This is a genomic window from Xanthomonas sp. NCPPB 1128, from assembly GCF_001043115.1.
Taxonomy (GTDB): domain Bacteria; phylum Pseudomonadota; class Gammaproteobacteria; order Xanthomonadales; family Xanthomonadaceae; genus Xanthomonas_A.
In genome coordinates this window covers 92,621-117,271 of the sequence record NZ_LFME01000007.1, presented here as the reverse complement: position 1 = coordinate 117,271, position 24,651 = coordinate 92,621, and the positions used below count along the sequence as shown (strand labels likewise).

The 24,651-nt window shown below is 64.8% G+C and carries 33 protein-coding genes; all 33 read right to left on the bottom strand.

The window, feature by feature from the left end; all coding sequences use genetic code 11:
* Positions 1-117: 117 nt before the first annotated feature.
* Entirely contained in the window at positions 118-630 is a 513-nt protein-coding gene (locus ACP93_RS07325) for a disulfide bond formation protein B (protein ID WP_048490055.1), read from the bottom strand.
* Between the two features lie 202 nt (positions 631-832).
* Positions 833-1,216, bottom strand: coding sequence for a 50S ribosomal protein L17 (gene rplQ, locus ACP93_RS07320; RefSeq protein WP_010340456.1), 384 nt, complete (start codon positions 1,214-1,216; stop codon positions 833-835).
* A 200-nt stretch (positions 1,217-1,416) separates the two neighbouring features.
* Positions 1,417-2,415 (bottom strand): DNA-directed RNA polymerase subunit alpha, encoded by a 999-nt coding sequence (gene rpoA, locus ACP93_RS07315; protein ID WP_010340455.1) that lies wholly within the window; start codon positions 2,413-2,415, stop codon positions 1,417-1,419.
* 51 nt (positions 2,416-2,466) lie between these two features.
* Complete coding sequence (rpsD, locus tag ACP93_RS07310) at positions 2,467-3,096, bottom strand: 30S ribosomal protein S4 (RefSeq protein WP_010340454.1); 630 nt, start codon at positions 3,094-3,096, stop codon at positions 2,467-2,469.
* A 14-nt stretch (positions 3,097-3,110) separates the two neighbouring features.
* A complete protein-coding gene (rpsK, locus tag ACP93_RS07305; protein WP_003470632.1) occupies positions 3,111-3,503 on the bottom strand; it encodes a 30S ribosomal protein S11 in 393 nt (130 codons plus the stop codon).
* Between the two features lie 9 nt (positions 3,504-3,512).
* On the bottom strand, positions 3,513-3,869 hold the full coding sequence (gene rpsM / locus ACP93_RS07300; protein ID WP_010340453.1) for a 30S ribosomal protein S13: 357 nt from the start codon (positions 3,867-3,869) through the stop codon (positions 3,513-3,515).
* Positions 3,870-4,209: 340 nt separating this feature from the next.
* Entirely contained in the window at positions 4,210-5,580 is a 1,371-nt protein-coding gene (gene secY, locus ACP93_RS07295) for a preprotein translocase subunit SecY (RefSeq protein ID WP_048490054.1), read from the bottom strand.
* A gap of 7 nt (positions 5,581-5,587) precedes the next feature.
* On the bottom strand, positions 5,588-6,031 hold the full coding sequence (rplO, locus tag ACP93_RS07290; RefSeq protein WP_048490053.1) for a 50S ribosomal protein L15: 444 nt from the start codon (positions 6,029-6,031) through the stop codon (positions 5,588-5,590).
* 6 nt (positions 6,032-6,037) lie between these two features.
* The gene (rpmD, locus tag ACP93_RS07285; protein ID WP_010340450.1) at positions 6,038-6,229 is read right to left on the bottom strand and encodes a 50S ribosomal protein L30; all 192 of its coding nucleotides are present in this window, start codon (positions 6,227-6,229) and stop codon (positions 6,038-6,040) included.
* Entirely contained in the window at positions 6,222-6,767 is a 546-nt protein-coding gene (gene rpsE / locus ACP93_RS07280; protein WP_010340449.1) for a 30S ribosomal protein S5, read from the bottom strand. Before rpsE ends, rpmD begins: the two co-directional genes overlap by 8 nt.
* Before the next feature lie 155 nt (positions 6,768-6,922).
* Positions 6,923-7,282 carry a 50S ribosomal protein L18 gene (gene rplR, locus ACP93_RS07275; protein WP_010340448.1) on the bottom strand — a complete coding sequence of 120 codons (360 nt, stop codon included), beginning with the start codon at positions 7,280-7,282 and terminating at the stop codon, positions 6,923-6,925.
* Between the two features lie 91 nt (positions 7,283-7,373).
* Positions 7,374-7,901 (bottom strand): 50S ribosomal protein L6, encoded by a 528-nt coding sequence (gene rplF, locus ACP93_RS07270; protein WP_048490052.1) that lies wholly within the window; start codon positions 7,899-7,901, stop codon positions 7,374-7,376.
* 16 nt (positions 7,902-7,917) lie between these two features.
* Positions 7,918-8,316, bottom strand: coding sequence for a 30S ribosomal protein S8 (gene rpsH / locus ACP93_RS07265; RefSeq protein WP_010340446.1), 399 nt, complete (start codon positions 8,314-8,316; stop codon positions 7,918-7,920).
* Positions 8,317-8,570: 254 nt separating this feature from the next.
* The gene (gene rpsN, locus ACP93_RS07260) at positions 8,571-8,876 is read right to left on the bottom strand and encodes a 30S ribosomal protein S14 (protein ID WP_010341607.1); all 306 of its coding nucleotides are present in this window, start codon (positions 8,874-8,876) and stop codon (positions 8,571-8,573) included.
* A 108-nt stretch (positions 8,877-8,984) separates the two neighbouring features.
* On the bottom strand, positions 8,985-9,527 hold the full coding sequence (gene rplE / locus ACP93_RS07255) for a 50S ribosomal protein L5 (protein ID WP_010341606.1): 543 nt from the start codon (positions 9,525-9,527) through the stop codon (positions 8,985-8,987).
* 11 nt (positions 9,528-9,538) lie between these two features.
* Positions 9,539-9,856 (bottom strand): 50S ribosomal protein L24, encoded by a 318-nt coding sequence (rplX, locus tag ACP93_RS07250; protein WP_010341604.1) that lies wholly within the window; start codon positions 9,854-9,856, stop codon positions 9,539-9,541.
* A 15-nt stretch (positions 9,857-9,871) separates the two neighbouring features.
* Positions 9,872-10,240 carry a 50S ribosomal protein L14 gene (rplN, locus tag ACP93_RS07245; protein ID WP_003486699.1) on the bottom strand — a complete coding sequence of 123 codons (369 nt, stop codon included), beginning with the start codon at positions 10,238-10,240 and terminating at the stop codon, positions 9,872-9,874.
* Positions 10,241-10,254: 14 nt separating this feature from the next.
* Complete coding sequence (gene rpsQ / locus ACP93_RS07240; protein ID WP_010341599.1) at positions 10,255-10,524, bottom strand: 30S ribosomal protein S17; 270 nt, start codon at positions 10,522-10,524, stop codon at positions 10,255-10,257.
* Between the two features lie 11 nt (positions 10,525-10,535).
* Positions 10,536-10,721 (bottom strand): 50S ribosomal protein L29, encoded by a 186-nt coding sequence (gene rpmC, locus ACP93_RS07235; RefSeq protein ID WP_010341597.1) that lies wholly within the window; start codon positions 10,719-10,721, stop codon positions 10,536-10,538.
* A complete protein-coding gene (gene rplP / locus ACP93_RS07230) occupies positions 10,721-11,134 on the bottom strand; it encodes a 50S ribosomal protein L16 (protein WP_003470657.1) in 414 nt (137 codons plus the stop codon). Before rplP ends, rpmC begins: the two co-directional genes overlap by 1 nt.
* A 5-nt stretch (positions 11,135-11,139) precedes the next feature.
* Positions 11,140-11,874 (bottom strand): 30S ribosomal protein S3, encoded by a 735-nt coding sequence (gene rpsC, locus ACP93_RS07225; RefSeq protein WP_010341595.1) that lies wholly within the window; start codon positions 11,872-11,874, stop codon positions 11,140-11,142.
* A gap of 17 nt (positions 11,875-11,891) precedes the next feature.
* Entirely contained in the window at positions 11,892-12,227 is a 336-nt protein-coding gene (gene rplV / locus ACP93_RS07220; RefSeq protein ID WP_003470663.1) for a 50S ribosomal protein L22, read from the bottom strand.
* 12 nt (positions 12,228-12,239) lie between these two features.
* A complete protein-coding gene (rpsS, locus tag ACP93_RS07215; RefSeq protein ID WP_003470666.1) occupies positions 12,240-12,509 on the bottom strand; it encodes a 30S ribosomal protein S19 in 270 nt (89 codons plus the stop codon).
* A 6-nt stretch (positions 12,510-12,515) separates the two neighbouring features.
* Positions 12,516-13,343 (bottom strand): 50S ribosomal protein L2, encoded by an 828-nt coding sequence (gene rplB / locus ACP93_RS07210; protein ID WP_010341593.1) that lies wholly within the window; start codon positions 13,341-13,343, stop codon positions 12,516-12,518.
* Between the two features lie 10 nt (positions 13,344-13,353).
* Complete coding sequence (gene rplW, locus ACP93_RS07205) at positions 13,354-13,653, bottom strand: 50S ribosomal protein L23 (RefSeq protein ID WP_010341592.1); 300 nt, start codon at positions 13,651-13,653, stop codon at positions 13,354-13,356.
* Entirely contained in the window at positions 13,650-14,255 is a 606-nt protein-coding gene (gene rplD, locus ACP93_RS07200; protein WP_048490092.1) for a 50S ribosomal protein L4, read from the bottom strand. Before rplD ends, rplW begins: the two co-directional genes overlap by 4 nt.
* A gap of 12 nt (positions 14,256-14,267) precedes the next feature.
* On the bottom strand, positions 14,268-14,918 hold the full coding sequence (gene rplC / locus ACP93_RS07195) for a 50S ribosomal protein L3 (RefSeq protein ID WP_048490051.1): 651 nt from the start codon (positions 14,916-14,918) through the stop codon (positions 14,268-14,270).
* Between the two features lie 11 nt (positions 14,919-14,929).
* A complete protein-coding gene (gene rpsJ, locus ACP93_RS07190) occupies positions 14,930-15,241 on the bottom strand; it encodes a 30S ribosomal protein S10 (RefSeq protein ID WP_010341589.1) in 312 nt (103 codons plus the stop codon).
* A 477-nt stretch (positions 15,242-15,718) separates the two neighbouring features.
* On the bottom strand, positions 15,719-16,909 hold the full coding sequence (tuf, locus tag ACP93_RS07185) for an elongation factor Tu (protein WP_048490041.1): 1,191 nt from the start codon (positions 16,907-16,909) through the stop codon (positions 15,719-15,721).
* Positions 16,910-16,999: 90 nt separating this feature from the next.
* Positions 17,000-19,090, bottom strand: coding sequence for an elongation factor G (gene fusA, locus ACP93_RS07180; protein ID WP_048490050.1), 2,091 nt, complete (start codon positions 19,088-19,090; stop codon positions 17,000-17,002).
* 140 nt (positions 19,091-19,230) lie between these two features.
* Positions 19,231-19,698 (bottom strand): 30S ribosomal protein S7, encoded by a 468-nt coding sequence (gene rpsG, locus ACP93_RS07175; protein WP_048490049.1) that lies wholly within the window; start codon positions 19,696-19,698, stop codon positions 19,231-19,233.
* Between the two features lie 12 nt (positions 19,699-19,710).
* Complete coding sequence (gene rpsL, locus ACP93_RS07170; RefSeq protein WP_048490048.1) at positions 19,711-20,085, bottom strand: 30S ribosomal protein S12; 375 nt, start codon at positions 20,083-20,085, stop codon at positions 19,711-19,713.
* Between the two features lie 228 nt (positions 20,086-20,313).
* A complete protein-coding gene (gene rpoC / locus ACP93_RS07165; protein WP_048490047.1) occupies positions 20,314-24,531 on the bottom strand; it encodes a DNA-directed RNA polymerase subunit beta' in 4,218 nt (1,405 codons plus the stop codon).
* Between the last annotated feature and the right edge of the window lie 120 nt (positions 24,532-24,651).

Sequence of the window (24,651 nt, the reverse complement as noted above, 5' to 3'; positions counted from 1 at the left end):
TGGACAGCGTCGGGGCGCGGCGGCGTGCGCCCGCGCTGCCCGCATCGGCCCTACCAGCATCCAGCGGCGCTGCCGCCAGCCATCAGGCAGGGCAATCGGCGCGCAGCAAGAGCACCATCAGATCAGCGTGCGCCGCCGGCTCTTGAAGCCCGCATACAGCGCGAATACGGCCAGCAGCACGAAGCAGATCAGGCACCACATCGGCATCGACAGGCCGAGGAAGCGCCAGTCGATGTTGCCGCAGTCGCCGGTGCCGGTCAGCACCCGGCGCAGCACCTCGAACGGCCCCATGGTCTCGCGCAGGAAGCTCAGCGGCGGGCCGCAGGAGGCCATCGGGTCCGGGAACAGCTGCACCGAAACGTGCTTGGTGGAGATGCCGGCGCCCACCAGCGCGGCCAGGAACGCCAGGACGCCGTAGAGCTTGCGCCCACCGGCGCTGCGCGGTCCGTGCAGGGCGCCGAGCAGGAACAGCACGCCCAGCGCGGCGAACGCGATGCGTTGGAAGATGCACAGCGGGCAGGGCTCGATGCCCAGCTGCAGCTGCACGAAGATCGCATAGCCCAGCAAGCCGGCGCAGATCAGAAAGCCGAGCAGGAACTGCGCGCGGAAACCCCAGCGGAACGGATTCATCGGACTCGGACTCGCAACGACGATCCGCGCATTATCCGCGATCGTGCGCTCCATCACCATGCGCCATGCCGCTGTTGGCCGCCCCTCGCCAACTCGGCGACAGCCGCTCTACCAATCCCGAATCCCCACTTGCGAATCCCCGCCCCACAAACAAAAAAGCCCGGACAGGCCGGGCTTCTTGCTGCTGCAGGTGCGGACCCGATTACTCGGCCACTTCCTCGGCCACGGCCGGGCGGTCGACCAGCTCGACGTAGGCCATCGGCGCGTTGTCGCCGGCGCGGAAGCCGCACTTGAGGATGCGCAGGTAGCCACCCGGGCGCGCTTGGTAGCGCGGGCCCAGCGTGGTGAACAGGGTGCCCACGGCTTCCTTGTCGCGCAGGCGCGCGAACGCCAGGCGGCGGTTGGCGACGTTGTCGACCTTGGCCAGGGTGATCAGCGGCTCGGCGACGCGGCGCAGTTCCTTGGCCTTCGGCAGGGTGGTCTTGATCAGTTCGTGCTTGATCAGCGAGGCCGCCATGTTCTTGAACATCGCTTCGCGGTGGGCGCTGGTGCGGCTGAACTTGCGGCCGGATTTCTGGTGACGCATGGGTTGGGATTCCTATGGAAGAGTGTGACTGTTGGAGATCGCTGTCGCCGTCCTGGCGTTGAAAGTGGACTGCGGATGGTCCGTGCCGGCCATCCCTGACCGGGCGACGCCGCGGGCTTGGCGACCCGTCGACGTGGTGGTGCGGATGAAGCGGACAACGCACGGCCGGTGCCTTGCGGCACCGGCCGGATATGCAGGACTCAGCCGAGCATGCCGTGCTGGGCGACACCGGCCGGCGGCCAGTTCTCCAGCTTCATGCCGAGCGACAGGCCACGCTGGGCCAGCACTTCCTTGATCTCGGTGAGCGACTTCTTGCCCAGGTTCGGGGTCTTGAGCAGCTCGACTTCGGTCTTCTGGATCAGATCGCCGATGTAGTAGATGCTCTCGGCCTTCAGGCAGTTGGCCGAACGCACAGTCAGTTCCAGATCGTCGATCGGACGCAGCAGCACCGGATCCACGCCGTTGCTGGCCGGCTTGGCCGCGCCACGGTCGCGATGGGTGAAGTCGCCGAACACCGACAGCTGGTCGCTGAGGATGTCGGCGGCGGTGCGCACGGCTTCCTCGGCATCGATCGTGCCGTTGGTCTCGATGTCCAGGACCAGCTTGTCCAGGTCGGTACGCTGCTCGACGCGGGCCGACTCGACCGCGTAGGCGACGCGGCGCACCGGCGAGAACGAGGCGTCCAGGACCAGGCGACCGATGGTGCGGGTCTCTTCGTCCGGACGGCGACGCGCGGCGGCCGGCTGGTAGCCGAAGCCACGCTCGATCTTCAGACGCATGTTGATCGCCGTGTCCTTGGTCAGGTGGCAGATCACGTGGTCGTTGTTGAGGATCTCGACGTTGTGGTCGGTCTTGATATCGGCGGCAGTGACCGTGCCCGGACCCTGCTTGGACAGCGACAGCGTGGCGCTGTCACCGGTATGCATGCGGATGGCCACGTCCTTGAGGTTCAGCAGGACTTCCAGCACGTCCTCCTGCAGCCCTTCGACCGTGGTGTACTCGTGCAGCACGCCGTCGATCTCGACTTCGGTGATCGCGAAGCCGGGAATCGAGGACAGCAGCACGCGACGCAGGGCGTTGCCCAGCGTATGCCCATACCCGCGCTCCAAGGGCTCGATCACGACCTTGGCGCGGTTGTCGGTAAGGCGTTCGATCTGCGGCCCACGCGGGCGCAGAACCTGGTTGGCGGTAACCGTCATGTTGCGGGTTCTCCTGACGAGCCTCCGTGGACCGGAGGCTCTCCGATGTGATTACTTCGAATACAACTCGACGATCAGCGCTTCGTTGATGTCGGCAGGCAGGTCCGCACGGTCCGGCACGGCCTTGAAGATGCCGCTGAACTTCTTCGAATCGACCTCGACCCACGACGGGTTCAGGTCATGCGTTTCGGCAACGGTCAGCGCTTCCTGCACGCGAAGCTGCTTCTGCGCCTTTTCCGACAGGGCGATCGCGTCGCCGGCCTTGACCTGGTACGAGGCCAGGTTCACCGACTTGCCGTTGACCAGCACGCCACGGTGCGACACCAGCTGGCGCGCGGCCGGACGGGTGACGGCGAAGCCCATGCGGTAGACGACGTTGTCCAGGCGGGTTTCCAGCAGCTGCAGCAGGTTCTCGCCGGTGTTGCCCTTCTTGGTCGAGGCCTTCTTATAGTAGTTGCGGAACTGACGCTCCAGCAGACCGTAGATACGCTTGACCTTCTGCTTCTCGCGCAGCTGGGTGGCGTAGTCGGACAGCTTGCCCTTGCGGGCGGTCGCGCCGTGCTGGCCGGGCTTCTGCTCCAGCTTGCACTTGGAGTCCAGCGCACGCGCCGGGCTCTTGAGGGAAAGATCGGCGCCTTCGCGGCGCGCGAGCTTACAGGTAGGACCGATATAACGAGCCATTTCTTATCGCTCCTTTAGACGCGACGCTTCTTCGGCGGACGGCACCCGTTGTGCGGGATCGGCGTCACGTCGATGATGTTGGTGATCTTGTATCCGACGTTGTTCAACGAACGGACGGCGGACTCGCGACCCGGACCCGGGCCCTTGATGCGCACTTCCAGCGACTTCACGCCGTAGTCGAGCGCAGCGCGCCCGGCCTTCTCGGCGGCCACCTGCGCCGCGAACGGCGTGGACTTGCGCGAACCGCGGAAACCGGCGCCACCGGAGGTCGCCCAGGACAATGCATTGCCCTGACGGTCGGTGATGGTCACGATGGTGTTGTTGAAGGAAGCGTGGACGTGGGCGACACCGTCGGTGACGACGCGCTTGATCTTCTTCTTGGTCTTTGCTGCTGCGGGCTTAGCCATGTCGGTCCCTTACTTCTTGATCGCCTTGCGCGGACCCTTGCGGGTGCGGGCGTTGGTACGGGTGCGCTGACCGCGCAGGGGCAGGCCACGACGGTGACGCAGGCCGCGGTAGCAGCCCAGGTCCATCAGTCGCTTGATGGCGATGCCGATTTCGCGACGCAGGTCGCCTTCGACGATGTACTTGCCGACTTCGAGACGCAGGCGCTCGATTTCCGGCTCGGACAGGTCGCGGATCTTGGTGGTCGAGGTCACGCCTGCGGCTTCGCAGACCTTCTTCGAACGGGTACGGCCGATGCCGTAGATGCTTTGCAACCCGACCCAGACGTGCTTCTGGGCTGGCAGGTTGACGCCTGCAATACGCGCCATGACGCGGTTCTCCAACTGAGTGATGGCCCGACGGCGCACCACGGCGCCATCCGGCAGGATGGATCAAAAAGTGAACTTGTAAGTCTAGCAAGGTCTCGGGTTACATGGAAGCCCGCGGAACCGCAAGGTTCCGCAAGCCCGGCATGGGGAGTGTGCCCATGCTCCGGCGCCGGACATCGTTGGCAGGGAGAAACCTCCGCCCTGCCGCCCGCGCTACTCCAGCGCAGGACCACCACGTCTCACCCGCGCACGAGACCGCTGCACGGGCCGCCCTTCAAGTCGGAAGACTGCGCCCGGGAACCGGGGGCGTCTTCGCGGAAGGATTCAAACAGTATAGCAATCAACCGCGGGCAAAACCGCCGCCGCGCGAGCCGCCCTTGAGGTTGGCCTTCTTCAACAGGCTTTCGTACTGGTGCGACATCAGGTGCGCCTGGATCTGCGCGATGAAGTCCATCACCACCACGACCGCGATCAGCAGCGAGGTGCCGCCGAAGTGGAACGAGGTGCCGAGCTGGGCACGCATCACTTCCGGCAGCAGACACACGATCACCAGGTACACCGAGCCGGCCGCGGTCAGGCGGGTCAGCACGCCGTCGACGTAGTCGGCGGTGGCCTTGCCCGGACGGATGCCCGGGATCAGCGCGCCGGACTTCTTCAGGTTGTCCGCGGTTTCCTGCGAGTTGAACACCAGCGCCGTGTAGAAGAACGCGAAGCCGATGATCAACGCGGCGAACACGATCATGTGCACCGGCTCGCCGGGGCCGAGCGCATTGGCGATGCGCTGCAGCACGCTGCCGAAGGTGCTGTTGGAGGCGGCCTGACCCGACCACATCGACAGCGTCGCCGGGAAGGCGAGGATGCTCGAGGCGAAGATCGGCGGAATCACGCCAGCCATGTTGAGCTTCAGCGGCAGGAACGAGGTCTGGTTCATGTACGCATTGCGGCCACCCTGGCGGCGCGCGTAGTTCACCGTGATCCGTCGTTGTCCGCGCTCGACGAACACCACGAACAGGGTGAAGGCGAGGATGGTCAGAACGATCAACAGCAGCGCGATGAAGCTCATGTTGCCGTCGCGGAAGGCCTCCACGGTCTGGATCGCCGCCGCCGGCAGGCCGGCGACGATGCCGGCGAAGATGATCAGCGAGACGCCGTTGCCGATGCCACGCTCGGTGACCTGCTCGCCGACCCACATCAGGAAGATGGTGCCCGCGGTCAACGCGATCACCGCGGTGAGCACGAAGCCCATGCCGGGGGCGTACACCACCGGCGCGCCGCCCGGTGCGGTCTGGTTCTGCAGCGCCAGGGCGATACTGCCGCCCTGCACCACCGCCAGCAGCACCGCGCCGATGCGCGAATACTGGGTGATCTTGCGCCGGCCCGACTCGCCTTCCTTCTGCATCGCCTTCAGCGACGGAAAGATGTGCGTGGCCAGCTGGATCACGATCGATGCCGAGATGTACGGCATCACGTTCAGCGCGAAGATGCTGAAACGGTGCAGGGCGCCGCCCGAGAACATGTTGAACATGTCCACGATGCCGCCGCCCTGCGCCTGCATCAGCGCAAGCATGGCTTCGGGATTGACGCCCGGCACCGGCACATAGCAGCCGATGCGATAGACGATCAATGCACCGAGAACGAACAACAGGCGCTGGCGAAGTTCCGTGAACTTGCCGAGCCCGCCGCCGAGGTTACCCATGCCAGCCTGCGCCATCTGCGTGTTACTCCTGCACGCTGCCGCCGGCAGCTTCGATTGCCGCCTTGGCACCGGCGGTCGCGGCGACGCCCTTCAGCACGAACTTCTTGGTCAGTTCGCCCTTCAGGACCACCTTGGCCTTCTTCGCGGTGCTCGGGACCAGCTTCGCGGCGCGCAGCGCGGCGAAATCGATCTCGCCCGCCGGCAGGTTGTCGAGCTGGTAGGACAGCACTTCGGCAGTGTCCTTGGCCATCTTCGAACGGAAGCCGATCTTCGGCAGACGACGCTGCATGGGGGTCTGGCCGCCTTCGAAGCCGGCCTTGATCTTGCCGCCGCCCTTGCGCGCGAACGAACCCTTGTGGCCGCGGCCAGCGGTCTTGGCCCGGCCGGAGCCGATGCCGCGACCGACGCGGGTGCGCTCGGTGCGCGCGCCCGGCGCGGGCTTCAGATCATTCAGATGCAAAGTCATGGTCGATTACTCCTCAACCTGGACGAGGTACTGAACCTTGTTGATCAGGCCGCGCACTTGCGGGCTGTCCTTCAGTTCGCGCACATCGTTGAGCTTGTTCAGGCCCAGAGCACGCACCGACAGGCGGTGACGCGACTGGGTGCCACGCAGGCCGCGCACCAGGCGCACCTTGACGGTCTTGGTGGATTCATTAGCCATGGGTCAGATCCTCCACCTTCTTGCCGCGCTTGGCCGCGATGCGGGCCGGCGACTGCATGTCTTCCAGGCCGCGCAGGGTGGCGCGCACCAGGTTGATCGGGTTGCGCGAACCGACGGCCTTGGCCAGCACGTTCTTCACGCCCACCGCTTCCAGCACGGCGCGCATCGCGCCGCCGGCGATCACGCCGGTACCTTCCGACGCCGGCATCATGAACACGCGCGCCGCGCCGTGGCCGGACTTCACCGGGTGCCACAGGGTGCCGTTGTTCAGATCGATGTTGAGCATGCCCTTGCGCGCATACTCCATCGACTTCTGGATCGCGACCGGCACTTCGCGCGCCTTGCCGTAACCGAAGCCGATCTTGCCGTTGCCGTCGCCGACCACGGTCAGCGCGGTGAAGGTGAACTGGCGACCGCCCTTGACCGTCTTGCTGACGCGGTTGACCGCGACCAGCTTCTCGATCATGCCGTCGTCGACTTTCTCTTCGCGGTTGCGGTCGCGATCACGACCCCGCGGTGCACGCTGTTCTTCAGCCATTGTGATGCCCTTGATAGAGGAAAAGATTTACGGCTTTGTTGCCGCTTGTGGTTGTGGTCTGAAGCCGTGTTCCCCGGACGCGCGCAGAAGGCGCGCCAAGGTCCGATGCAACCCGCATCGGCGGGACGGGCGCGGCATCGCCGCGCCCGCAAGGATCAGAACTGCAGGCCGCCTTCGCGCGCGGCGTCGGCCAGCGCCTTGATGCGGCCGTGGTAGCGGTAGCCCGAGCGGTCGAACGCGACCTTCTCGACGCCCGCAGCCTTGGCGCGCTCGGCGATCAGCTTGCCGACCTTGGCGGCGGCGTCGCTGTTCTTGCCGTTCTTCAGGCCATCCTTGACGTCGGCCTGCAGGGTGTTCGCCGCAGCGAGGACCTTGGAGCCGTCGGCGGTGAAGACCTGCGCGTACAGGTGCTGGCCGGTGCGCAGCACCGACAGGCGGGCGACGCCGAGCTCACGGATGTGGGCGCGGGTCGACTTGGCGCGACGCAGGCGGGCGATGTTCTTGTTGATGCTCATGGTATGTGTCCTAGGGAAGCTGAAGGAGAACAGGCTTTTGCATTGAAGAGTCCGGCCATGGATGGCCGGGCTCCTCGCAGAAGGACCTGCATTACGCCTTCTTGGCTTCCTTGCGAATGATGGCTTCACCGGCGTACTTCACACCCTTGCCCTTGTAGGGCTCCGGCGGACGGAAACCGCGGATCTTGGCGGCGACTTCGCCGACGCGCTGCTTGTCGGCGCCCTGCACCAGGATCTCGGTCTGCGTCGGCGCGGTCAGGGTGATGCCCTCCGGCGCGACGAACACGATCGGGTGCGAGAAACCGAGCGCCAGGCTCAGGTCCTTGCCCTGCATCGTGGCGCGGTAGCCGACGCCCACCAGCTCGAGCTTGCGCTCGAAGCCCGCGGACACGCCCTGCACCATGTTCGCCAGGATGGCGCGGACGGTGCCGGTGATGGCGATGTGCGACGGATCGTTCGCCGACAGCGTGGCGACTCCGTTTTCCTGCTTGATTTCGACGCCGGCCGGCTTCGGCAGCGACAGGGTGCCCTTCGGGCCCTTGACGCTGACCTGATCGGCCTGGACGGTGAGTTCGACGCCCTTCGGGAGGGAGATCGGCTTCTTGGCTACGCGGGACATGTGAGTGCTCCTTCCCTTAGGCCACGAAGCACAGGACTTCGCCACCGACGCCGGCCTGACGGGCCTGCGCATCGGTCATGATGCCCTTGGACGTGGAAATGATGGCAACGCCCAGACCGCCGAGAACCTTCGGCAGCTCGGTCTTGCCGCGATACTGACGCAGGCCCGAACGCGACACGCGCTTGAGCGTATCGATGACCGGACGGCCCTCGAAATACTTCAGCACGATTTCCAGTTCGGACTTGTTGTTCTCGATCGCGTTGACGCGCAGATCGCTGATGTAGCCTTCGGCCTTCAGCACTTCCGCGATCGCAACCTTGATCTTGGAGGACGGCATCTTCACCGTCGGCTTGCCAACCGCGGCCGCATTCTTGATGCGGACCAGCAGGTCGGCGATGGGATCAGTCATGCTCATGGTGTCTACCTTTGAGTGCACCGATATCCGCTTTCGCGAAAATCTTGTGTGGTGGAACGGTGGAATGACGCAAGGGGTGAAGCGCGCAGCCGCCGGAGGAACCCGCGGCGGCTGCCATACCCGTCCCTGCCGCGAGGCAAGGAGCGGGAGTATACGACAAAAAGTCCGACTTGCGTCGGACTCGTTGTCTGAACGACACGTGGGCGGCTAAGCCACCCTGCCCGGCCCCGCGAACGGGACCGGCGCCGCTGGAATTACCAGCTAGCCTTGCGCAGGCCCGGAACGTCGCCGTTCATGGTCGCCTTGCGCAGCATGTTGCGGCCCAGGCCGAACTTGCCGTACACGCCACGCGGGCGGCCGGACAGTTCGCAACGGGTGCGCTGGCGGCTCGGCGACGAATCGCGCGGCAGCTTCTGCAGCTTGGTCACGGCCTCGGCCTTCTCGTCGTACGAGGCGGTGCCGGAGGCGATGATCTTCTTCAGCGCATCACGCTTGTCGGCGAACTTCTTCGCCAGCTTCTTGCGCTTGATGTCGCGGTTGACCATGGAGGTCTTTGCCATCTGTAAATCCTCGGGATTCGAGATTGGGGATTTGAGATCTGCGGAACCCGGGGTGGCGGGCATGACGCCCATCCATCCCGAATCCCGAATCCCGAATCCCGGCGTCAATCAGTTACGGAACGGGAACTTGAACGCTTCGAGCAGCGCCTTGGCTTCGGCGTCGGTCTTGGCGGTGGTGGTGATGGCGATATCCATACCGCGGATCGCGTCGACAGCGTCGAAGTCGATTTCCGGGAAGATGATCTGCTCCTTCACGCCCATGTTGAAGTTGCCGCGGCCGTCGAACGAACGCCCCGAGACACCACGGAAGTCGCGCACGCGCGGCAGCGAGATGTTGATCAGGCGATCCAGGAACTCGTACATCTTGGCGCGACGCAGCGTGGTCTTGCAGCCGATCGGCCAGCCATCGCGGATCTTGAACGAAGCCACCGAGATGCGCGACTTGGTCACCACCGGCTTCTGGCCGGAGACCTTGGCCATGTCGGCGACGGCGTTTTCCAGGATCTTCTTGTTCGTCGCGGCCTCGCCCACGCCCATGTTCAGCGTGACCTTGACCAGCTTCGGCACTTCCATCGGATTGGTGTAACCGAACTTCTTCATCAGAGCCGGTACCACTTCTTCCTTGTAGATCTTTTCGAGACGGGAAGTCATTGTGTCATTCCTCAGGCGTCGAGCGCCTCACCGCTGGAGCGGAACACACGCAGTTTGCGTCCATCCTCCAGCACCTTGAAGCCAACGCGGTCGCCCTTGCCCGTCGCCGGGTTGAGGATCGCCACGTTGGAAATATGGATCGACGCTTCGCGCTCGACCACGCCGCCGGCGACGCCCGCCTGCGGGTTCGGCTTGGTGTGGCGCTTGACGATGTTCGCGTTGGAGACGACCACGCGGTCGCCGTCGACGCGGACGACTTCGCCCTGCTTGCCCTTGTCCTTGCCGGTGGTGACGACGACCTGGTCGCCCTTCTTGATACGGTTAGCCATGTGTATGTCCTCCGCTCACAGCACTTCGGGAGCGAGCGAGACGATCTTCATGAACTTCTCGGAACGCAGCTCGCGGGTCACAGGCCCGAAGATGCGCGTACCGATCGGCTCCTGCTTGTTGTTGAGCAACACCGCGGCGTTGCCATCGAAGCGGATCAACGAACCGTCCGGACGACGCACACCCTTGCGGGTACGCACGACGACGGCGTCGTAGACTTCGCCCTTCTTGACCTTGCCGCGCGGGATAGCGTCCTTGACGGTGACCTTGATGATGTCGCCAATGTGCGCGTAGCGGCGCTTGGAGCCGCCGAGCACCTTGATGCACATCACTTCCTTGGCACCGGAATTGTCGGCGACGTCGAGGTAGCTCTGCATCTGGATCATGATTCAGATCTCCCTTATTCGGCCGCGCGGGTGACGATTTCCACCACCCGCCAGTTCTTGGTCTTGGACATCGGCGCAATCTCGGTCACGCGCACGACATCGCCTTCGTTGCAGGCGTTGTCGGCGTCGTGGGCGTGGAGCTTGGTCGAGCGCTTGATGTACTTGCCGTACAGCGCATGCTTGACCTGACGCTCCACCAGCACGGTGACGGTCTTGTCCATCTTGTTGCTGACCACACGGCCTTCGACCGTGCGCAGCGTCTTGCTTTCGTTATTGTCGCTCATCGCGGCCATCCTTACTTCGTGCTGCCGAGCAGGTGCTTGACGCGAGCGATCTCGCGGCGCACCCGGCGGGTTTCGTGAGTCTTCGGCAGCTGCCCGGTGACCTGCTGCATGCGCAGGGCGAACTGCTCCTTGCGCAGATCGGTCAGGTGGGCCTTCAGATCGTCGGCCGACTTCTCGCGGAGTTGTTTGATGTCCATCAGCGTACCGTCCGGGTCACGAAGGTGGTGGTCACCGAAAGCTTGGCAGCGGCCAGGCGGAACGCCTCGCGCGCGACATCTTCGCCGACGCCTTCGATTTCATAGATCATGCGACCGGGCTGGATCTGCGCGACCCAGTACTCGACGTTACCCTTACCGGAGCCCATTCGCACTTCGATCGGCTTCTTGGTGATCGGCTTGTCCGGGAACACGCGGATCCACATCTTGCCGCCGCGCTTGACGTAGCGGCTGATCGAGCGGCGCGCCGCTTCGATCTGGCGCGCGGTCAGCTGACCGTGCGCCGTGGCCTTCAGCCCGTACTCGCCGAAGCTGACGGCGTTTCCGCTCCACGCCAGGCCGTCGTTACGACCCTTGTGCATCTTGCGGTATTTGGTTCGCTTGGGTTGCAACATTGCCGTTACCTCGCTTCACGGGCCGGACGCGACGGACGGTCGCCACGGTCGCCGCGATCGTTACGATCGTTGCGCGGGGAATCGTCCTGCTTTTCCTGGCCAACCTGGGAGAAATCGAAGATCTCGCCCTTGTAGATCCAGACCTTGATGCCGATGATGCCGTAGGTCGTCTTGGCTTCAGCGAAGCCATAGTCGATGTCGGCACGCAGCGTGTGCAGCGGCACGCGGCCCTCGCGGTACCACTCGGAACGGGCGATTTCCGCACCGTTCAGACGGCCGGCGACGTTGACCTTGATGCCCAGGGCACCCAGGCGCATCGCGTTGCCGACCGAGCGCTTCATCGCGCGGCGGAACATGATGCGACGCTCCAGCTGCTGCGCGATCGACTCGGCAACCAGCTGCGCGTCCAGCTCCGGCTTGCGCACTTCGGTGACGTTGATGTGGGCGGGGACACCCATCATCTCGCTCACTTCCTTGCGCAGCTTCTCGATGTCCTCACCGCGCTTGCCGATCACCACGCCCGGACGGGCGGTGTGGATCGTCACGCGCGCGGTCTTGGCCGGACGCTCGATCAGGATCTTGCTGATGCCCGCCTGCGCCAGCTTCTTGCGCAGCATTTCGCGGACCTTGAGGTCGGCTGCCAGGTAACCGGCGAACTCGGCCTTGTTGGCGTACCACTTGGAATTCCAGTCCTTGGCGATACCCAGGCGGATTCCGATCGGATGAACTTTATGACCCATCGTCTTTTCCTTTCCGCTTACTTGGCGGCGCCCACAACCACAGTGATGTGGCTGGTGCGCTTGAGGATGCGGGTACCGCGGCCTTTCGCCCGCGCCATGAAACGCTTCAGGGTCGGACCTTCATCAACCATGATGGTCTTGACCTTCAGCTCGTCGACATCCGCGCCTTGATTGTTCTCGGCATTGGCGATCGCCGACTCCACCACCTTCTTGATCAGGTGGGCAGCCTTCTTGTCCGAGAACTTCAGCAGGTTGACCGCCCGCTCGGCGGAAAGACCGCGCACCTGGTCAGCGACCAGGCGGGCCTTCTGCGGGGAGATGCGCGCGGTGCGCAGGATTGCTTTCGCTTCCATCGTCATCTCTCCTTACCGGCTCGACTTCTTGTCGCCACCGTGACCCTTGAAGGTCCGGGTGACGGCAAATTCGCCGAGCTTGTGGCCGACCATGTTCTCGTTGACCAGCACCGGAACGTGGTTCTTGCCGTTATGCACGGCGATGGTGAAACCCACCATCTCCGGCAGGATCATCGAACGTCGCGACCAGGTCTTGATCGGACGCTTGCTGCCGGCCGCGGCCTCCACCTTCTTGACGAGGTGGTGATCGACGAACGGGCCCTTCTTGAGTGAACGTGCCATGGTCGATTAGCCCCTACGATCGCGGACGATGAATTGTTCGGTGCGCTTGTTATGGCGCGTCTTGTAACCCTTGGTCGGGACACCCCACGGGGTGACCGGATGCGGATTACCCTGACCGGCCTTCGCCTCGCCACCACCGTGCGGGTGGTCGACCGGGTTCATGGCCGCACCGCGAACGGTCGGACGCACGCCGCGCCAGCGCTTCGCGCCCGCCTTGCCCAGCTTCTCGAGGTTGTGCTCGTCGTTACCGACTTCGCCGATGGTGGCGCGGCACTCGGACGGCACCTTGCGCATTTCGCCGGAGCGCAGACGCAGGGTGGCGTAGATGCCTTCACGCGCGACCAGCTGCACTGCGGCGCCGGCGGCACGCGCGATCTGCGCGCCCTTGCCCGGCTTCAGCTCGATCCCGTGGACGGTGGTACCGACCGGGATGTTGCGCAGCGGCAGGGTGTTGCCGGTCTTGATCGGCGCATCCGAACCCGCGATCACCTGGTCGCCGGCCTTCAGGCCCTTCGGCGCGATGATGTAGCGGCGCTCGCCGTCGGCGTAGCACAGCAGGGCGATATGGGCGGTGCGGTTGGGATCGTATTCGATCCGCTCCACGCGCGCCGGGATACCTTCCTTGTTGCGCTTGAAGTCGATGACGCGGTAGTGCTGCTTGTGGCCACCGCCGACGTGGCGGGTGGTGATGCGGCCGTGGTGGTTACGACCACCGGACTTGCTCTGCTTTTCCACCAGTGCAGCGTGCGGGGCGCCCTTGTGCAGATCGGGCGTGACCACGCGCACGGCCGAACGACGGCCTGCGGAGGTGGGCTTGAATTTCATCAATGGCATGGGATGTACCTCAGGCCTTGGCCGTTACGTCGATGGACTGGCCTTCGGCCAGACGCACGTACGCCTTGCGCCAATCGCCGCGACGACCGCTGCGCGAACGGAAGGACTTGTTCTTGCCCTTGACGTTCAACACGTTGACCGACTCGACCTTGACGTCGAACAGCTGCTCGACCGCGGCCTTGACATCGGCCTTGGTGGCTTCGTTCGAAATCTCGAAGACGTACTGATTGGAGAGTTCCTGCAGGCGCGCGGTCTTTTCGGAGACACGCGGAGCGCGCAGCACGCTGAAGATTTTTTCGTTGCTGCTCATGCCAGCCACTCCTCGACCTTCTTGACCGCATCGGCGGTGATCACGACCGTGTCGGCCCCGACCAGCGACACCGGATCCAGGCCCTGCACGTCGCGCACTTCCACGTAGGGAAGGTTGCGGGCGGACAGGTACAGATGCTCGGACGCTTCTTCGGTCACGATCAGCGGGCGCTTGCCCACTTCCAGACCCTTCAGCTTCTCGATCAGGCCCTTGGTCTTGCTGGCCTCGACGTCGAACGCGTCGACGACCATCAGGCGGCCCTGGCGGTTCAGTTCCGAGAGGATCGCGCAGATGGCCGCGCGGTACATCTTGCGGTTGACCTTCTGCTCGAAGCTGCGCGGCTTGGCCGCGAAGGTCACGCCACCGCCGACGAAGATCGGAGCGGTCAGCGCGCCGTGGCGAGCGCCACCGCCCTTCTGCTTCTTCGACTTCTTGGTGGTGCCGTTGACTTCCGAACGCGTCTTCTGCGCCTTGGTGCCGGCGCGGCCGGCGTTGCGATAGGCGACGACGACCTGGTGGACCAGATCCTCGCTGAAATCGCGGCCGAACACGGCGTCGGAGACCGAGACCTTGTTGTTGCTACCCGTGATAACGAGTTCCATCGTCATCTCTCCTTATGCCTTGCTAGCCGGACGCACGATCACGTCGCCACCGGCAGCGCCAGGCACAGCGCCGCGAATGGCGATCAGGCCACGCTCGACGTCGACCTTGACCACTTCCAGATTCTGCGTGCTCTGCTGCACCGCGCCCATGTGGCCGGACATCTTCTTGCCCGGGAAAACGCGACCCGGGGTCTGGCGCTGACCCAGCGAACCCGGCGCGCGATGCGACAGCGAGTTACCGTGGGTGGCGTCGCCCATGCGGAAGTTGTGCCGCTTGATGGTGCCCTGGAAGCCCTTACCCTTGGTGACGCCCTGCACATCGACCTTCTGGCCGACGGCGAAGATGTCCGCCTTGATTTCGCCGCCGACGGCGAACTCGCTCAGCTGCGCGTCCTCGACGCGGAACTCCCACAGGCCGCGACCCGCTTCGACCTTCGCCTTGGCGAAATGGCCGGACGCCGGCTTGTTGACCAGCGCGGCGCGACGGGCGCCCACGGTGATCTGCACGGCGCTGTAGCCGTCGGCTTCGACGGTCTTGAGCTGGGTGATGCGGTTCGGGGTCGCTTCGATCAGGGTGACCGGGATGGAGCGGCCGTCTTCGGTGAAGACGCGGCTCATGCCGGCCTTGCGGCCCACGAAGCCCAACGAATACTTCTTCGTCATGGTCGTAGTCCTCAGGTCAACTTGATCTGGACATCGACGCCAGCCGCGAGCTCGAGCTTCATCAGCGCGTCCACGGTCTTGTCGTTGGGGTCGACGATGTCGAGCACGCGCTTGTGCGTGCGGGTCTCGTACTGGTCGCGCGCGTCCTTGTCGACGTGCGGGGAAACGAGGATGGTGTAGCGTTCGATCTTGGTCGGCAGCGGGATCGGGCCACGCACTTGCGCGCCGGTCCGCTTGGCCGTCTCGACGATCTCGCTGGCCGAACGGTCGATCAAACGATGATCGAACGCCTTCAGCCGAATCCGGATCTTTTGGTCCGCCATGACGGTGGGTTCCTTCGTTAAAAGAGCGACGGGCAAGGCCTCTGGGATACCTGCCCCGGTTGTTTCCTGATGTCGTACCGCAGAGCATCCGGCTCGGCGGGGGCATTCCTTCCGCCCCAAAAACTGGGGCAGACCAGTCGACCCGGCCTGCCCAGACGGAAAAGTATAATGCGCAGCTAGAGCAGCGTCAACAACCCGAGGCTGTTGAGTGCTCCATGCGACGCGACCTTCCCGGTCCTGCGAACACGAGCGGCGTCCTGCCTCTCTTTTCGCTGTCTTGCCGGCGCCCTACCCAGGAACGCCGAGCCGCGCATTATAGCGGCGACTTCACGCCTCCGCAACACCTCGCAACAATAAATCGCAAGAACGCTTGCCATGCCCGGAAACGGCGAAGGGCCGGCTTGCGCCGACCCTTCGCGATGCCGGCGACCGACGTCGCTGGCGATTCCAGCTGGCGGCCTTGGCCGCCGGAGGGCATTACTTGATGATCTTGGCCACCACGCCGGCGCCGACGGTACGGCCGCCTTCGCGAATCGCGAAGCGCAGGCCTTCGTCCATCGCCACCGGGTTGATCAGCGTCACCACCATCTTGACGTTGTCGCCCGGCATCACCATTTCCACGCCTTCCGGCAGCTGCACCGCACCGGTGATGTCGGTGGTGCGGAAGTAGAACTGCGGACGGTAGCCCTTGAAGAACGGGGTGTGACGGCCGCCCTCGTCCTTCGACAGCACGTACACTTCGGCTTCGAAGTCGGTGTGCGGCTTGATCGAACCCGGCTTGCACAGCACCTGGCCGCGCTCCACGTCGTCACGCTTGGTGCCGCGCAGCAGCAGGCCCGCGTTGTCGCCCGCCTGGCCCTGGTCCAGCAGCTTGCGGAACATTTCCACGCCGGTCACGGTGGTCTTCTGCGTCGCACGGATGCCGACGATTTCGATTTCGTCGCCCACCTTGATGATGCCGCGCTCGATACGACCGGTCACCACGGTGCCGCGGCCGGAGATCGAGAACACGTCTTCCACCGGCATCAGGAACGGCTTGTCCACGTCGCGCTGCGGCTCCGGGATGAACGAGTCCAGCGCGTCCACCAGCTTCAGGATCGCCGGCACGCCGATCTCGCTCTGGTCGCCTTCCAGCGCCAGACGGGCCGAACCATGGATGATCGGGGTGTCGTCGCCCGGGAAGTCGTACTTGCTCAGCAGCTCGCGCACTTCCATCTCGACCAGCTCGAGCAGCTCGGCGTCGTCGACCATGTCGGCCTTGTTCAGGAACACCACGATGTGCGGCACGCCGACCTGGCGCGACAGCAGGATGTGCTCGCGGGTCTGCGGCATCGGGCCGTCAGCGGCCGAGCACACCAGGATCGCGCCGTCCATCTGCGCCGCACCGGTGATCATGTTCTTGACGTAGTCCGCGTGACCCGGGCAATCCACGTGCGCGTAGTGGCGCGTCGGGGATTCGTATTCCACGTGGGCGGTCGAGATCGTGATGCCGCGCGCCTTCTCTTCCGGCGCCGCGTCGATCGCGTCGTACGCCTTGAACTCGCCGCCGAAGCGCTCTGCGCCGATCTTGGTCAGCGCCGCGGTCAGCGTGGTCTTGCCGTGGTCGACGTGACCGATGGTGCCGACGTTGACGTGCGGCTTGGTGCGCTCGAACTTACCCTTTGCCATGTCTTCTCTACCTCGTGATTCGTATTGGGGGAACAGAGAGCGGGATGCGGCGCGGACCGGGTCCGCCGCACGCATCCCGTCGCTCTAGTCTCAGCTCTTCTTGATGACCGCTTCGGCGATGTTGGCCGGCGCTTCCGCGTAGTGGTCGAACTCCATCGAGAAGGTGGCGCGACCCTGCGACATCGAGCGCAGCGTGGTGGCGTAGCCGAACATTTCGCCCAGCGGCACCATCGCGTTGATCACCTTGCCCGACGGGCTGTCGTCCTGGCCCTGCAGGATGCCGCGACGACGGCTGACGTCGCCCATCACATCGCCCAGGTAGTCTTCCGGCGTCACCACCTCGACCTTCATGATCGGCTCCAGCAGCACCGGGTTGGCCTTGTTGAAGCCTTCCTTGAAGCCCATCGAGCCGGCGATCTTGAACGCCATTTCCGAGGAGTCGACGTCATGGTACGAACCGTCGATCAGGCGCACCTTGACGTCCACGATTGGGTAGCCGGCCATCACGCCGTTGGCCACCGCTTCCTGGATGCCCTTGTCCACCGCCGGGATGTATTCCTTCGGCACCACGCCGCCGACGATCGCGTTCTCGAAGGTGTAGCCCTGGCCACGTTCCTGCGGCTCGATCTCAAGCACGACATGACCGTACTGGCCCTTACCGCCGGACTGACGCACGAACTTGCCTTCCTGCTTGACCGCCTTGCGGATGGTCTCGCGGTAGGCCACCTGCGGCTTGCCGACGTTGGCTTCGACGTTGAACTCGCGCTTCATGCGGTCGACCATGATTTCCAGGTGCAACTCGCCCATGCCGCGGATGATGGTCTGGCCGGACTCTTCGTCGGTGTTGACGCGGAACGAGGGATCTTCCTGCGCCAGACGGCTCAGCGCGATACCCATCTTTTCCTGGTCCGACTTGGTCTTCGGCTCGACCGCCATCGAGATCACCGGCTCCGGGAACACCATGCGCTCCAGGATGATGATGTTGTCCTGCGCGCACAGCGTGTCGCCGGTGGTGACGTCCTTCAGGCCCACCGCCGCGGCGATGTCGCCCGCGCGCACTTCCTTGATCTCTTCGCGGTTGTTGGAGTGCATCTGCAGGATGCGACCCACGCGTTCCTTCTTCGACTTGACCGGGTTGTACACCTGGTCGCCGGAGTTCAGCGTGCCCGAGTAGACGCGGAAGAAGGTCAGCGAGCCGACGAACGGATCGGTCATGATCTTGAACGCCAGCGCGGAGAACGGCGCGGTGTCGGTAGCCGGACGGCTGTCTTCCTGGTCGTCCTCGTCGATGCCCTTGACCGGCGGACGGTCGCTGGGCGACGGCAGCATCTGGATCACGCCGTCGAGCATGGCCTGCACACCCTTGTTCTTGAACGCGGTGCCGCAGTACACCGGCACCACTTCCACCTTCAGGGTGCGCTCGCGCAGACCGCCCAGGATCTCAGCCTCGGACAGGTCGCCCTCGTTGAGGTACTTGTCCATCAGCTCTTCGTTGGCTTCGGCCGCGGCCTCGACCATGAACGCACGCGCCTCGGTGGCCTTGTCGACCAAGTGCGCAGGAATGTCGCGGTACTCGAACACGGTGCCCTGCGAGGCGGTATCCCAATGGATCGCCTTCATCTTGACCAGGTCGACCACGCCCTCGAAGCCGTCTTCGGCGCCGATCGGCACCTGCATCGGCACCGGGTACGCACCCAGACGCGACTTCAGCTGCTCGACCACCTTGTCGAAGTTGGCGCCGGTGCGGTCCATCTTGTTGACGAAGGCAAGGCGCGGCACCGCGTACTTGTTGGCCTGGCGCCACACGGTCTCGGACTGCGGCTGCACGCCGCCGACCGCGCACAGCACGAACACCGCGCCGTCGAGCACGCGCAGCGAACGCTCGACTTCGATGGTGAAGTCGACGTGCCCAGGGGTATCGATGATGTTGAAGCGGTGCTGCGGCAGCGACTTGTCCATACCGGTCCAGAACGCGGTGGTCGCGGCGGAGGTGATGGTGATGCCGCGCTCCTGCTCCTGCTCCATCCAGTCCATCGTCGCGGCACCGTCATGCACCTCGCCGATCTTGTGGCTGACGCCGGTGTAGAACAGGATGCGTTCGGAGGTGGTGGTCTTGCCGGCATCGATGTGGGCCATGATGCCGAAGTTGCGGTAACGCTCGATGGGAGTGGTACGGGCCACAGGGAGCCTCTCAAATTTCTTGGATTTCGGATGGCCGAACGCCGCCTTGCGGCGGCCTTCGGATTTGTGCCGCGCGCGACGGCGCAGCTAGCAGCACTTCTAGATAGTGCTGACGGGCCCCGTTTCCAAGGCCCGGAAGGTCACCAGCGGTAGTGCGCGAACGCCTTGTTCGCTTCCGCCATGCGGTGAGTCTCTTCGCGCTTCTTGATGGCGCCGCCACGGTTTTCCGAGGCATCGACCAGCTCGGCCGCGAGCTTGCGCGGCATCGAGTTCTCGCCGCGCTTGCGCGCCGAGTCGATCAGCCAACGCATCGCCAGCGCCATGCGACGGGAGGAACGCACCTCGACCGGCACCTGGTAGGTGGCACCGCCGACGCGGCGCGACTTGACCTCGACCGCCGGAGCGACGTTGTCCAGCGCCTTCTGCACCAGCTCGACGGCGTTGGGGTTCTTCTCACCGATGACGTCCATCGCGCCGTAGACGATCTTTTCGGCGACCGACTTCTTGCCGCTCAGCATCACCATGTTGATGAAGCGGGCAATGGTTTCGCTCCCGTGCTTGGGATCCGGGAGGACGGCGCGCTGCGGCGTATTACCTTTACGAGACATGTGGACTTCCCCTTACTTCTTCGGGCGCTTGGCGCCGTACTTGGAACGACCCTGGCGACGCTTGGCGACGCCGGCGGCATCGAGCGAACCGCGCACGGTGTGGTAGCGCACGCCCGGCAGGTCCTTGACGCGACCGCCGCGGATCAGGACCACGGAGTGCTCCTGCAGGTTGTGGCCTTCGCCGCCGATGTAGCTGATGACCTCTTCCTGATTGGTCAGGCGCACCTTGGCGACCTTACGCAGGGCCGAGTTCGGCTTCTTCGGGGTGGTGGTGTACACGCGCGTGCAGACGCCACGGCGCTGCGGGCACTTGTCCAGCGCCGGAGAGGCGCTCTTGTAGGTGGTCGCCTGCCGCGGCTTGCGGACCAGCTGGTTGATCGTCGCCATCAGTGGATTCTTCTGATTGAGGCCGTCGGGCCTGGATGCGTGAAAACGAAGGCAGGCCGAAGGACGGCCTGCCGAGACAGGAAAGTATAGCGGGCAAGTCAAAGCGCCGTCAACACAACGGACTTCACTTGCTGGCCCATCCGGGGCCGGAATACGGGGCGCTTCCGCTGCGCCCCCTTTCGCTTGGTAGACCGGCCCCGCGAGCGCGGGACCGGTCCGGCTTGCTGCTTACTCTTCGCTGCCGGCAGCCGTCGGCGCGGGAGCTTCGACCGCCTGCTCGGCGCTGCCGCCGGACAGGGTCTGCATTTCCGACTCGGTCAGGCCGCTGGCATTGCGGCGGCGCGTGTTGTGGTACGCCAGACCGGTACCGGCCGGGATCAGGCGACCCACGATCACGTTTTCCTTCAGGCCGCGCAGCGTATCGCTGGTGCCACGAACCGCCGCCTCGGTGAGGACGCGGGTGGTCTCCTGGAACGATGCGGCCGAGATGAACGACTCGGTGGCCAGCGAGGCCTTGGTGATGCCCAGCAGCACCGGGTCGTACTTGGCCGGCAGTTCGTTGCGGGTCGCCAGGCGGGCGTTCTCCTCGATGACGCGCTGGCGCTCGGCCTGCTCGCCGTTGAGGAACTTGCTGTTGCCCTGGTCGGTGATCTCGACCTTGCGCAGCATCTGCCGGGTGATGACCTCGATGTGCTTGTCGTTGATCTTCACGCCCTGCAGGCGGTACACGTCCTGGATTTCCTTGACCAGGTACGCGGCCAGCGGCTCGACGCCCAGCAGGCGCAGGATGTCCTGCGGGCTCGGCTCGCCGTCCACCACGGTTTCGCCCTTGGCCACGTGCTCGCCTTCGAACACGATGATCTGGCGGTACTTCGGGATCAGCTCTTCGTGCTCCGACCCGTCGGTGTCCTTGATGATCAGGCGCTGCTTGCCCTTGGTGTCCTTGCCGAAGCTGATGATGCCCGAACGCTCGGCCAGGATCGCCGGATCCTTCGGCTTGCGCGCTTCGAACAGGTCGGCCACGCGCGGCAGACCACCGGTGATGTCGCGGGTCTTGGACGCTTCCTGCGGGATCTTGGCGACCACGTCGCCCACGCCGACCGGCGCGCCGTCCTGCAGGTTGACGATCGAGCGCGGCGGCAGCAGGTACTGCGCCGGCAGATCGGTGCCCGGGATGGTCAGGTCGTTGCCCTTGCCGTCGACGATGCGCACGATCGGGCGCAGGTCCTTGGCCTGGGTGCCGCGACGCTTCGGATCGGTGATCTCGCGCGAGGCCAGGCCGGTCAGTTCGTCGGTCTTCTCGATGACGGTGACGCCGTCGATGAAGTCGATGAAGCGGATGAAACCGGCCACTTCCGACACGATCGGGTGATTGTGCGGATCCCAGTTCGCCACCGACTGGCCGGCCTTGACGGCATCGCCGTCCTTGGCGGTGATGGTGGCACCGTACGGCAGCTTGTAGCGCTCGCGCTCGCGGCCGTGGCCGTCGAGCACCGACAGTTCGCCCGAGCGCGACACCGCCACCAGCGAACCGTTGGCGTGCTCGACCGACTTCAAGTTGTTGAACTTGATCGAACCGGTGGTCTTGACCGTGATGTTGTCCACCGCCGCCGCACGCGAGGCCGCGCCGCCGATGTGGAAGGTACGCATGGTCAGCTGGGTACCCGGCTCGCCGATCGACTGCGCGGCGATGACGCCGACCGCTTCGCCGATGTTGACCAGGTGGCCACGGGCCAGGTCGCGGCCGTAGCAGCGCGCGCACACGCCGAACGCCGATTCGCAGGTGATGGTCGAGCGGACCTTGACCGACTGCACGCCGGCCTCTTCCAGCTTGGCCACCCACTGCTCGTCGAGCAGGGTGTTGCGGGTGACGATCGGATCCTCGTCGTTGCCCGGCAGGAACACGTCCTCGGCCACCACGCGGCCAAGCACGCGGTCGCGCAGCGGCTCGACCACGTCGCCGCCTTCCACGATCGGGGTCATGGTCAGGCCGTCGGTGGTGCCGCAATCGGGCTCGGTGATCACCACGTCCTGCGCCACGTCGACCAGGCGACGGGTCAGGTAACCGGAGTTGGCGGTCTTCAGCGCGGTATCGGCCAGACCCTTACGGGCACCGTGGGTGGAGTTGAAGTACTCCTGCACGTTCAGGCCTTCGCGGAAGTTCGCCTTGATCGGCGTCTCGATGATCGAGCCGTCCGGGCGGGCCATCAGGCCGCGCATGCCGGCCAGCTGACGGATCTGCGCCTGGCTACCACGCGCACCGGAGTCGGCCATGATGTACAGCGAGTTCATCGACTTCTGGTCGATGGTCTCGCCCTTGGCGTTGACCACCTTCTCGGTGCCGATGGTGTCCATCATCGCCTTGGCGATGCGCTCGTTGGTACGCGACCAGATGTCCACGACCTTGTTGTAGCGCTCGCCGGCGGTGACCAGACCAGACTGGTACTGCTCCTGGATTTCCAGCACTTCCTGCTCGGCTTCGCCGAGGATGCCCTTCTTCTCCGACGGGATCAGCATGTCGTCGATGCCGATCGACACGCCGGCGCGGGTCGCGTAGGCGAAGCCGGTGTACATCAGCTTGTCGGCGAACACCACGCTGTCCTTCAGGCCCAGCTGGCGGTAGCTGGAGTTGATCAGGCGGCTGATGTTCTTCTTGGTCAGCTCGGTGTTGGCCAGCGCGAACGGCAGGCCTTCCGGCAGGATCTCGGCCAGCAGCGCGCGCCCGATCGTGGTGTCCACGATCGAGGTCTTCTTGCTACGGTTGCCCTCTTCGTCGATCACCGTCTCGGTGATGCGGACCTTGACCTTGGCGTGCAGTTCGACCGCACGGTTGTCGTAGGCGCGCTTCACTTCGGCGATGTTGGCGAACACCATGCCCTCGCCCTTCTTGTTCTCCAGGGCGCGACTCATGTAGTACAGGCCCAGCACCACGTCCTGCGACGGCACGATGATCGGCTCGCCGTTGGCCGGCGACAGGATGTTGTTGGTGGACATCATCAGCGCGCGCGCTTCCAGCTGCGCTTCCAGCGACAGCGGCACGTGCACGGCCATCTGGTCGCCGTCGAAGTCGGCGTTGAACGCGGTGCAGACCAGCGGGTGCAGCTGGATCGCCTTGCCTTCGATCAGCACCGGCTCGAACGCCTGGATGCCCAGGCGGTGCAGGGTCGGCGCGCGGTTCAGCAGCACCGGGTGCTCGCGGATCACCTCTTCCAGGATGTCCCAGACTTCGGCTTCTTCGCGCTCGACCAGCTTCTTGGCGGCCTTGATGGTGGTGGCCAGGCCGCGGCGCTGCAGCTTGGCGAACACGAACGGCTTGAACAGCTCCAGCGCCATCTTCTTCGGCAGGCCGCACTCGTGCAGACGCAGGGTCGGGCCGACCACGATCACCGAACGACCGGAGTAGTCCACGCGCTTGCCGAGCAGGTTCTGACGGAACCGGCCCTGCTTGCCCTTGATCATGTCGGCCAGCGACTTCAGCGGGCGCTTGTTGGTGCCGGTGATGGCACGGCCGCGACGGCCGTTGTCCAGCAGCGCATCGACCGACTCCTGCAGCATGCGCTTTTCGTTGCGCACGATGATGTCCGGCGCGTTCAGCTCGAGCAGGCGGCGCAGGCGGTTGTTGCGGTTGATGACGCGGCGGTACAGGTCGTTCAGATCGGAGGTCGCGAAGCGGCCGCCGTCCAGCGGCACCACCGGGCGCAGATCCGGCGGCAGCACCGGCAGCACGGTCATCACCATCCACTCCGGACGGTTGCCGGACTCGATGAAGGCCTCGATCAGCTTGATGCGCTTGGTCAGGCGCTTGAGCTTGGTTTCCGAACCGGTGCTGGCGATCTCTTCGCGCAGGCGGGTCATTTCCGACTGCAGGTCGATGGTGCGCAGCAGTTCGTACACCGCTTCGGCGCCCATGGCGGCGTCGAAGTCGTCGCCGTGCTCCTGGCGCGCGGTCAGGTACTGCTCTTCGGTCAGCAGCTGGCGGCGCTCAAGCGCGGTCAGGCCCGGCTCGGTCACCACGTAGGCTTCGAAGTACAGCACGCGCTCGATGTCGCGCAAGGTCATGTCCAGCATCAGGCCGATGCGCGACGGCAGCGACTTCAGGAACCAGATGTGCGCGACCGGCGAGGCCAGGTCGATGTGGCCCATGCGCTCGCGACGCACCTTGGCCAGGGTCACTTCGGTGCCGCACTTCTCGCAGACCACGCCGCGGTGCTTCATGCGCTTGTACTTGCCGCACAGGCACTCGTAGTCCTTGATCGGGCCGAAGATGGCGGCGCAGAACAGGCCGTCGCGCTCGGGCTTGAAGGTCCGGTAGTTGATGGTTTCCGGCTTCTTCACTTCGCCGAAGGACCACGAACGGATCAGGTCCGGCGAGGCCAACGCGATCTTGATCGCGTCGAAGTCCAGCGTCTGGCGCTGCTGGTTGAAGAGGTTGAGCAGGTCTTTCATTGGGTATCTCCGGGTCGGAGGAATTTCGTATCGAGGACGGGGGCGGAAAGGGTTCTATCGGGACGCGGGACCCGGGACCGGGACCCGGAAAAGCAGAGCGGCTGCGCTCCTGGCTTTTCC

Excerpts from the sequence above, each read along its gene's own strand:
- ACP93_RS07325 (WP_048490055.1), bottom strand. The coding sequence starts at position 630 with ATGAATCCGTTCCGCTGGGGTTTCCGCGCGCAGTTCCTGCTCGGCTTT.
- rplQ (WP_010340456.1), bottom strand. The coding sequence starts at position 1,216 with ATGCGTCACCAGAAATCCGGCCGCAAGTTCAGCCGCACCAGCGCCCAC.
- rpoA (WP_010340455.1), bottom strand. The coding sequence starts at position 2,415 with ATGACGGTTACCGCCAACCAGGTTCTGCGCCCGCGTGGGCCGCAGATC.
- rpsD (WP_010340454.1), bottom strand. The coding sequence starts at position 3,096 with ATGGCTCGTTATATCGGTCCTACCTGTAAGCTCGCGCGCCGCGAAGGC.
- rpsK (WP_003470632.1), bottom strand. The coding sequence starts at position 3,503 with ATGGCTAAGCCCGCAGCAGCAAAGACCAAGAAGAAGATCAAGCGCGTC.
- rpsM (WP_010340453.1), bottom strand. The coding sequence starts at position 3,869 with ATGGCGCGTATTGCAGGCGTCAACCTGCCAGCCCAGAAGCACGTCTGG.
- secY (WP_048490054.1), bottom strand. The coding sequence starts at position 5,580 with ATGGCGCAGGCTGGCATGGGTAACCTCGGCGGCGGGCTCGGCAAGTTC.
- rplO (WP_048490053.1), bottom strand. The coding sequence starts at position 6,031 with ATGACTTTGCATCTGAATGATCTGAAGCCCGCGCCGGGCGCGCGCACC.
- rpmD (WP_010340450.1), bottom strand. The coding sequence starts at position 6,229 with ATGGCTAATGAATCCACCAAGACCGTCAAGGTGCGCCTGGTGCGCGGC.
- rpsE (WP_010340449.1), bottom strand. The coding sequence starts at position 6,767 with ATGGCTGAAGAACAGCGTGCACCGCGGGGTCGTGATCGCGACCGCAAC.
- rplR (WP_010340448.1), bottom strand. The coding sequence starts at position 7,282 with ATGAGCATCAACAAGAACATCGCCCGCCTGCGTCGCGCCAAGTCGACC.
- rplF (WP_048490052.1), bottom strand. The coding sequence starts at position 7,901 with ATGTCCCGCGTAGCCAAGAAGCCGATCTCCCTCCCGAAGGGCGTCGAA.
- rpsH (WP_010340446.1), bottom strand. The coding sequence starts at position 8,316 with ATGAGCATGACTGATCCCATCGCCGACCTGCTGGTCCGCATCAAGAAT.
- rpsN (WP_010341607.1), bottom strand. The coding sequence starts at position 8,876 with ATGGCAAAGACCTCCATGGTCAACCGCGACATCAAGCGCAAGAAGCTG.
- rplE (WP_010341606.1), bottom strand. The coding sequence starts at position 9,527 with ATGACTTCCCGTCTCGAAAAGATCTACAAGGAAGAAGTGGTACCGGCT.
- rplX (WP_010341604.1), bottom strand. The coding sequence starts at position 9,856 with ATGGCTAACCGTATCAAGAAGGGCGACCAGGTCGTCGTCACCACCGGC.
- rplN (WP_003486699.1), bottom strand. The coding sequence starts at position 10,240 with ATGATCCAGATGCAGAGCTACCTCGACGTCGCCGACAATTCCGGTGCC.
- rpsQ (WP_010341599.1), bottom strand. The coding sequence starts at position 10,524 with ATGAGCGACAATAACGAAAGCAAGACGCTGCGCACGGTCGAAGGCCGT.
- rpmC (WP_010341597.1), bottom strand. The coding sequence starts at position 10,721 with ATGGACATCAAACAACTCCGCGAGAAGTCGGCCGACGATCTGAAGGCC.
- rplP (WP_003470657.1), bottom strand. The coding sequence starts at position 11,134 with ATGTTGCAACCCAAGCGAACCAAATACCGCAAGATGCACAAGGGTCGT.
- rpsC (WP_010341595.1), bottom strand. The coding sequence starts at position 11,874 with ATGGGTCATAAAGTTCATCCGATCGGAATCCGCCTGGGTATCGCCAAG.
- rplV (WP_003470663.1), bottom strand. The coding sequence starts at position 12,227 with ATGGAAGCGAAAGCAATCCTGCGCACCGCGCGCATCTCCCCGCAGAAG.
- rpsS (WP_003470666.1), bottom strand. The coding sequence starts at position 12,509 with ATGGCACGTTCACTCAAGAAGGGCCCGTTCGTCGATCACCACCTCGTC.
- rplB (WP_010341593.1), bottom strand. The coding sequence starts at position 13,343 with ATGCCATTGATGAAATTCAAGCCCACCTCCGCAGGCCGTCGTTCGGCC.
- rplW (WP_010341592.1), bottom strand. The coding sequence starts at position 13,653 with ATGAGCAGCAACGAAAAAATCTTCAGCGTGCTGCGCGCTCCGCGTGTC.
- rplD (WP_048490092.1), bottom strand. The coding sequence starts at position 14,255 with ATGGAACTCGTTATCACGGGTAGCAACAACAAGGTCTCGGTCTCCGAC.
- rplC (WP_048490051.1), bottom strand. The coding sequence starts at position 14,918 with ATGACGAAGAAGTATTCGTTGGGCTTCGTGGGCCGCAAGGCCGGCATG.
- rpsJ (WP_010341589.1), bottom strand. The coding sequence starts at position 15,241 with ATGGCGGACCAAAAGATCCGGATTCGGCTGAAGGCGTTCGATCATCGT.
- tuf (WP_048490041.1), bottom strand. The coding sequence starts at position 16,909 with ATGGCAAAGGGTAAGTTCGAGCGCACCAAGCCGCACGTCAACGTCGGC.
- rpsG (WP_048490049.1), bottom strand. The coding sequence starts at position 19,698 with ATGTCTCGTAAAGGTAATACGCCGCAGCGCGCCGTCCTCCCGGATCCC.
- rpsL (WP_048490048.1), bottom strand. The coding sequence starts at position 20,085 with ATGGCGACGATCAACCAGCTGGTCCGCAAGCCGCGGCAGGCGACCACC.
- rpoC (WP_048490047.1), bottom strand. The coding sequence starts at position 24,531 with ATGAAAGACCTGCTCAACCTCTTCAACCAGCAGCGCCAGACGCTGGAC.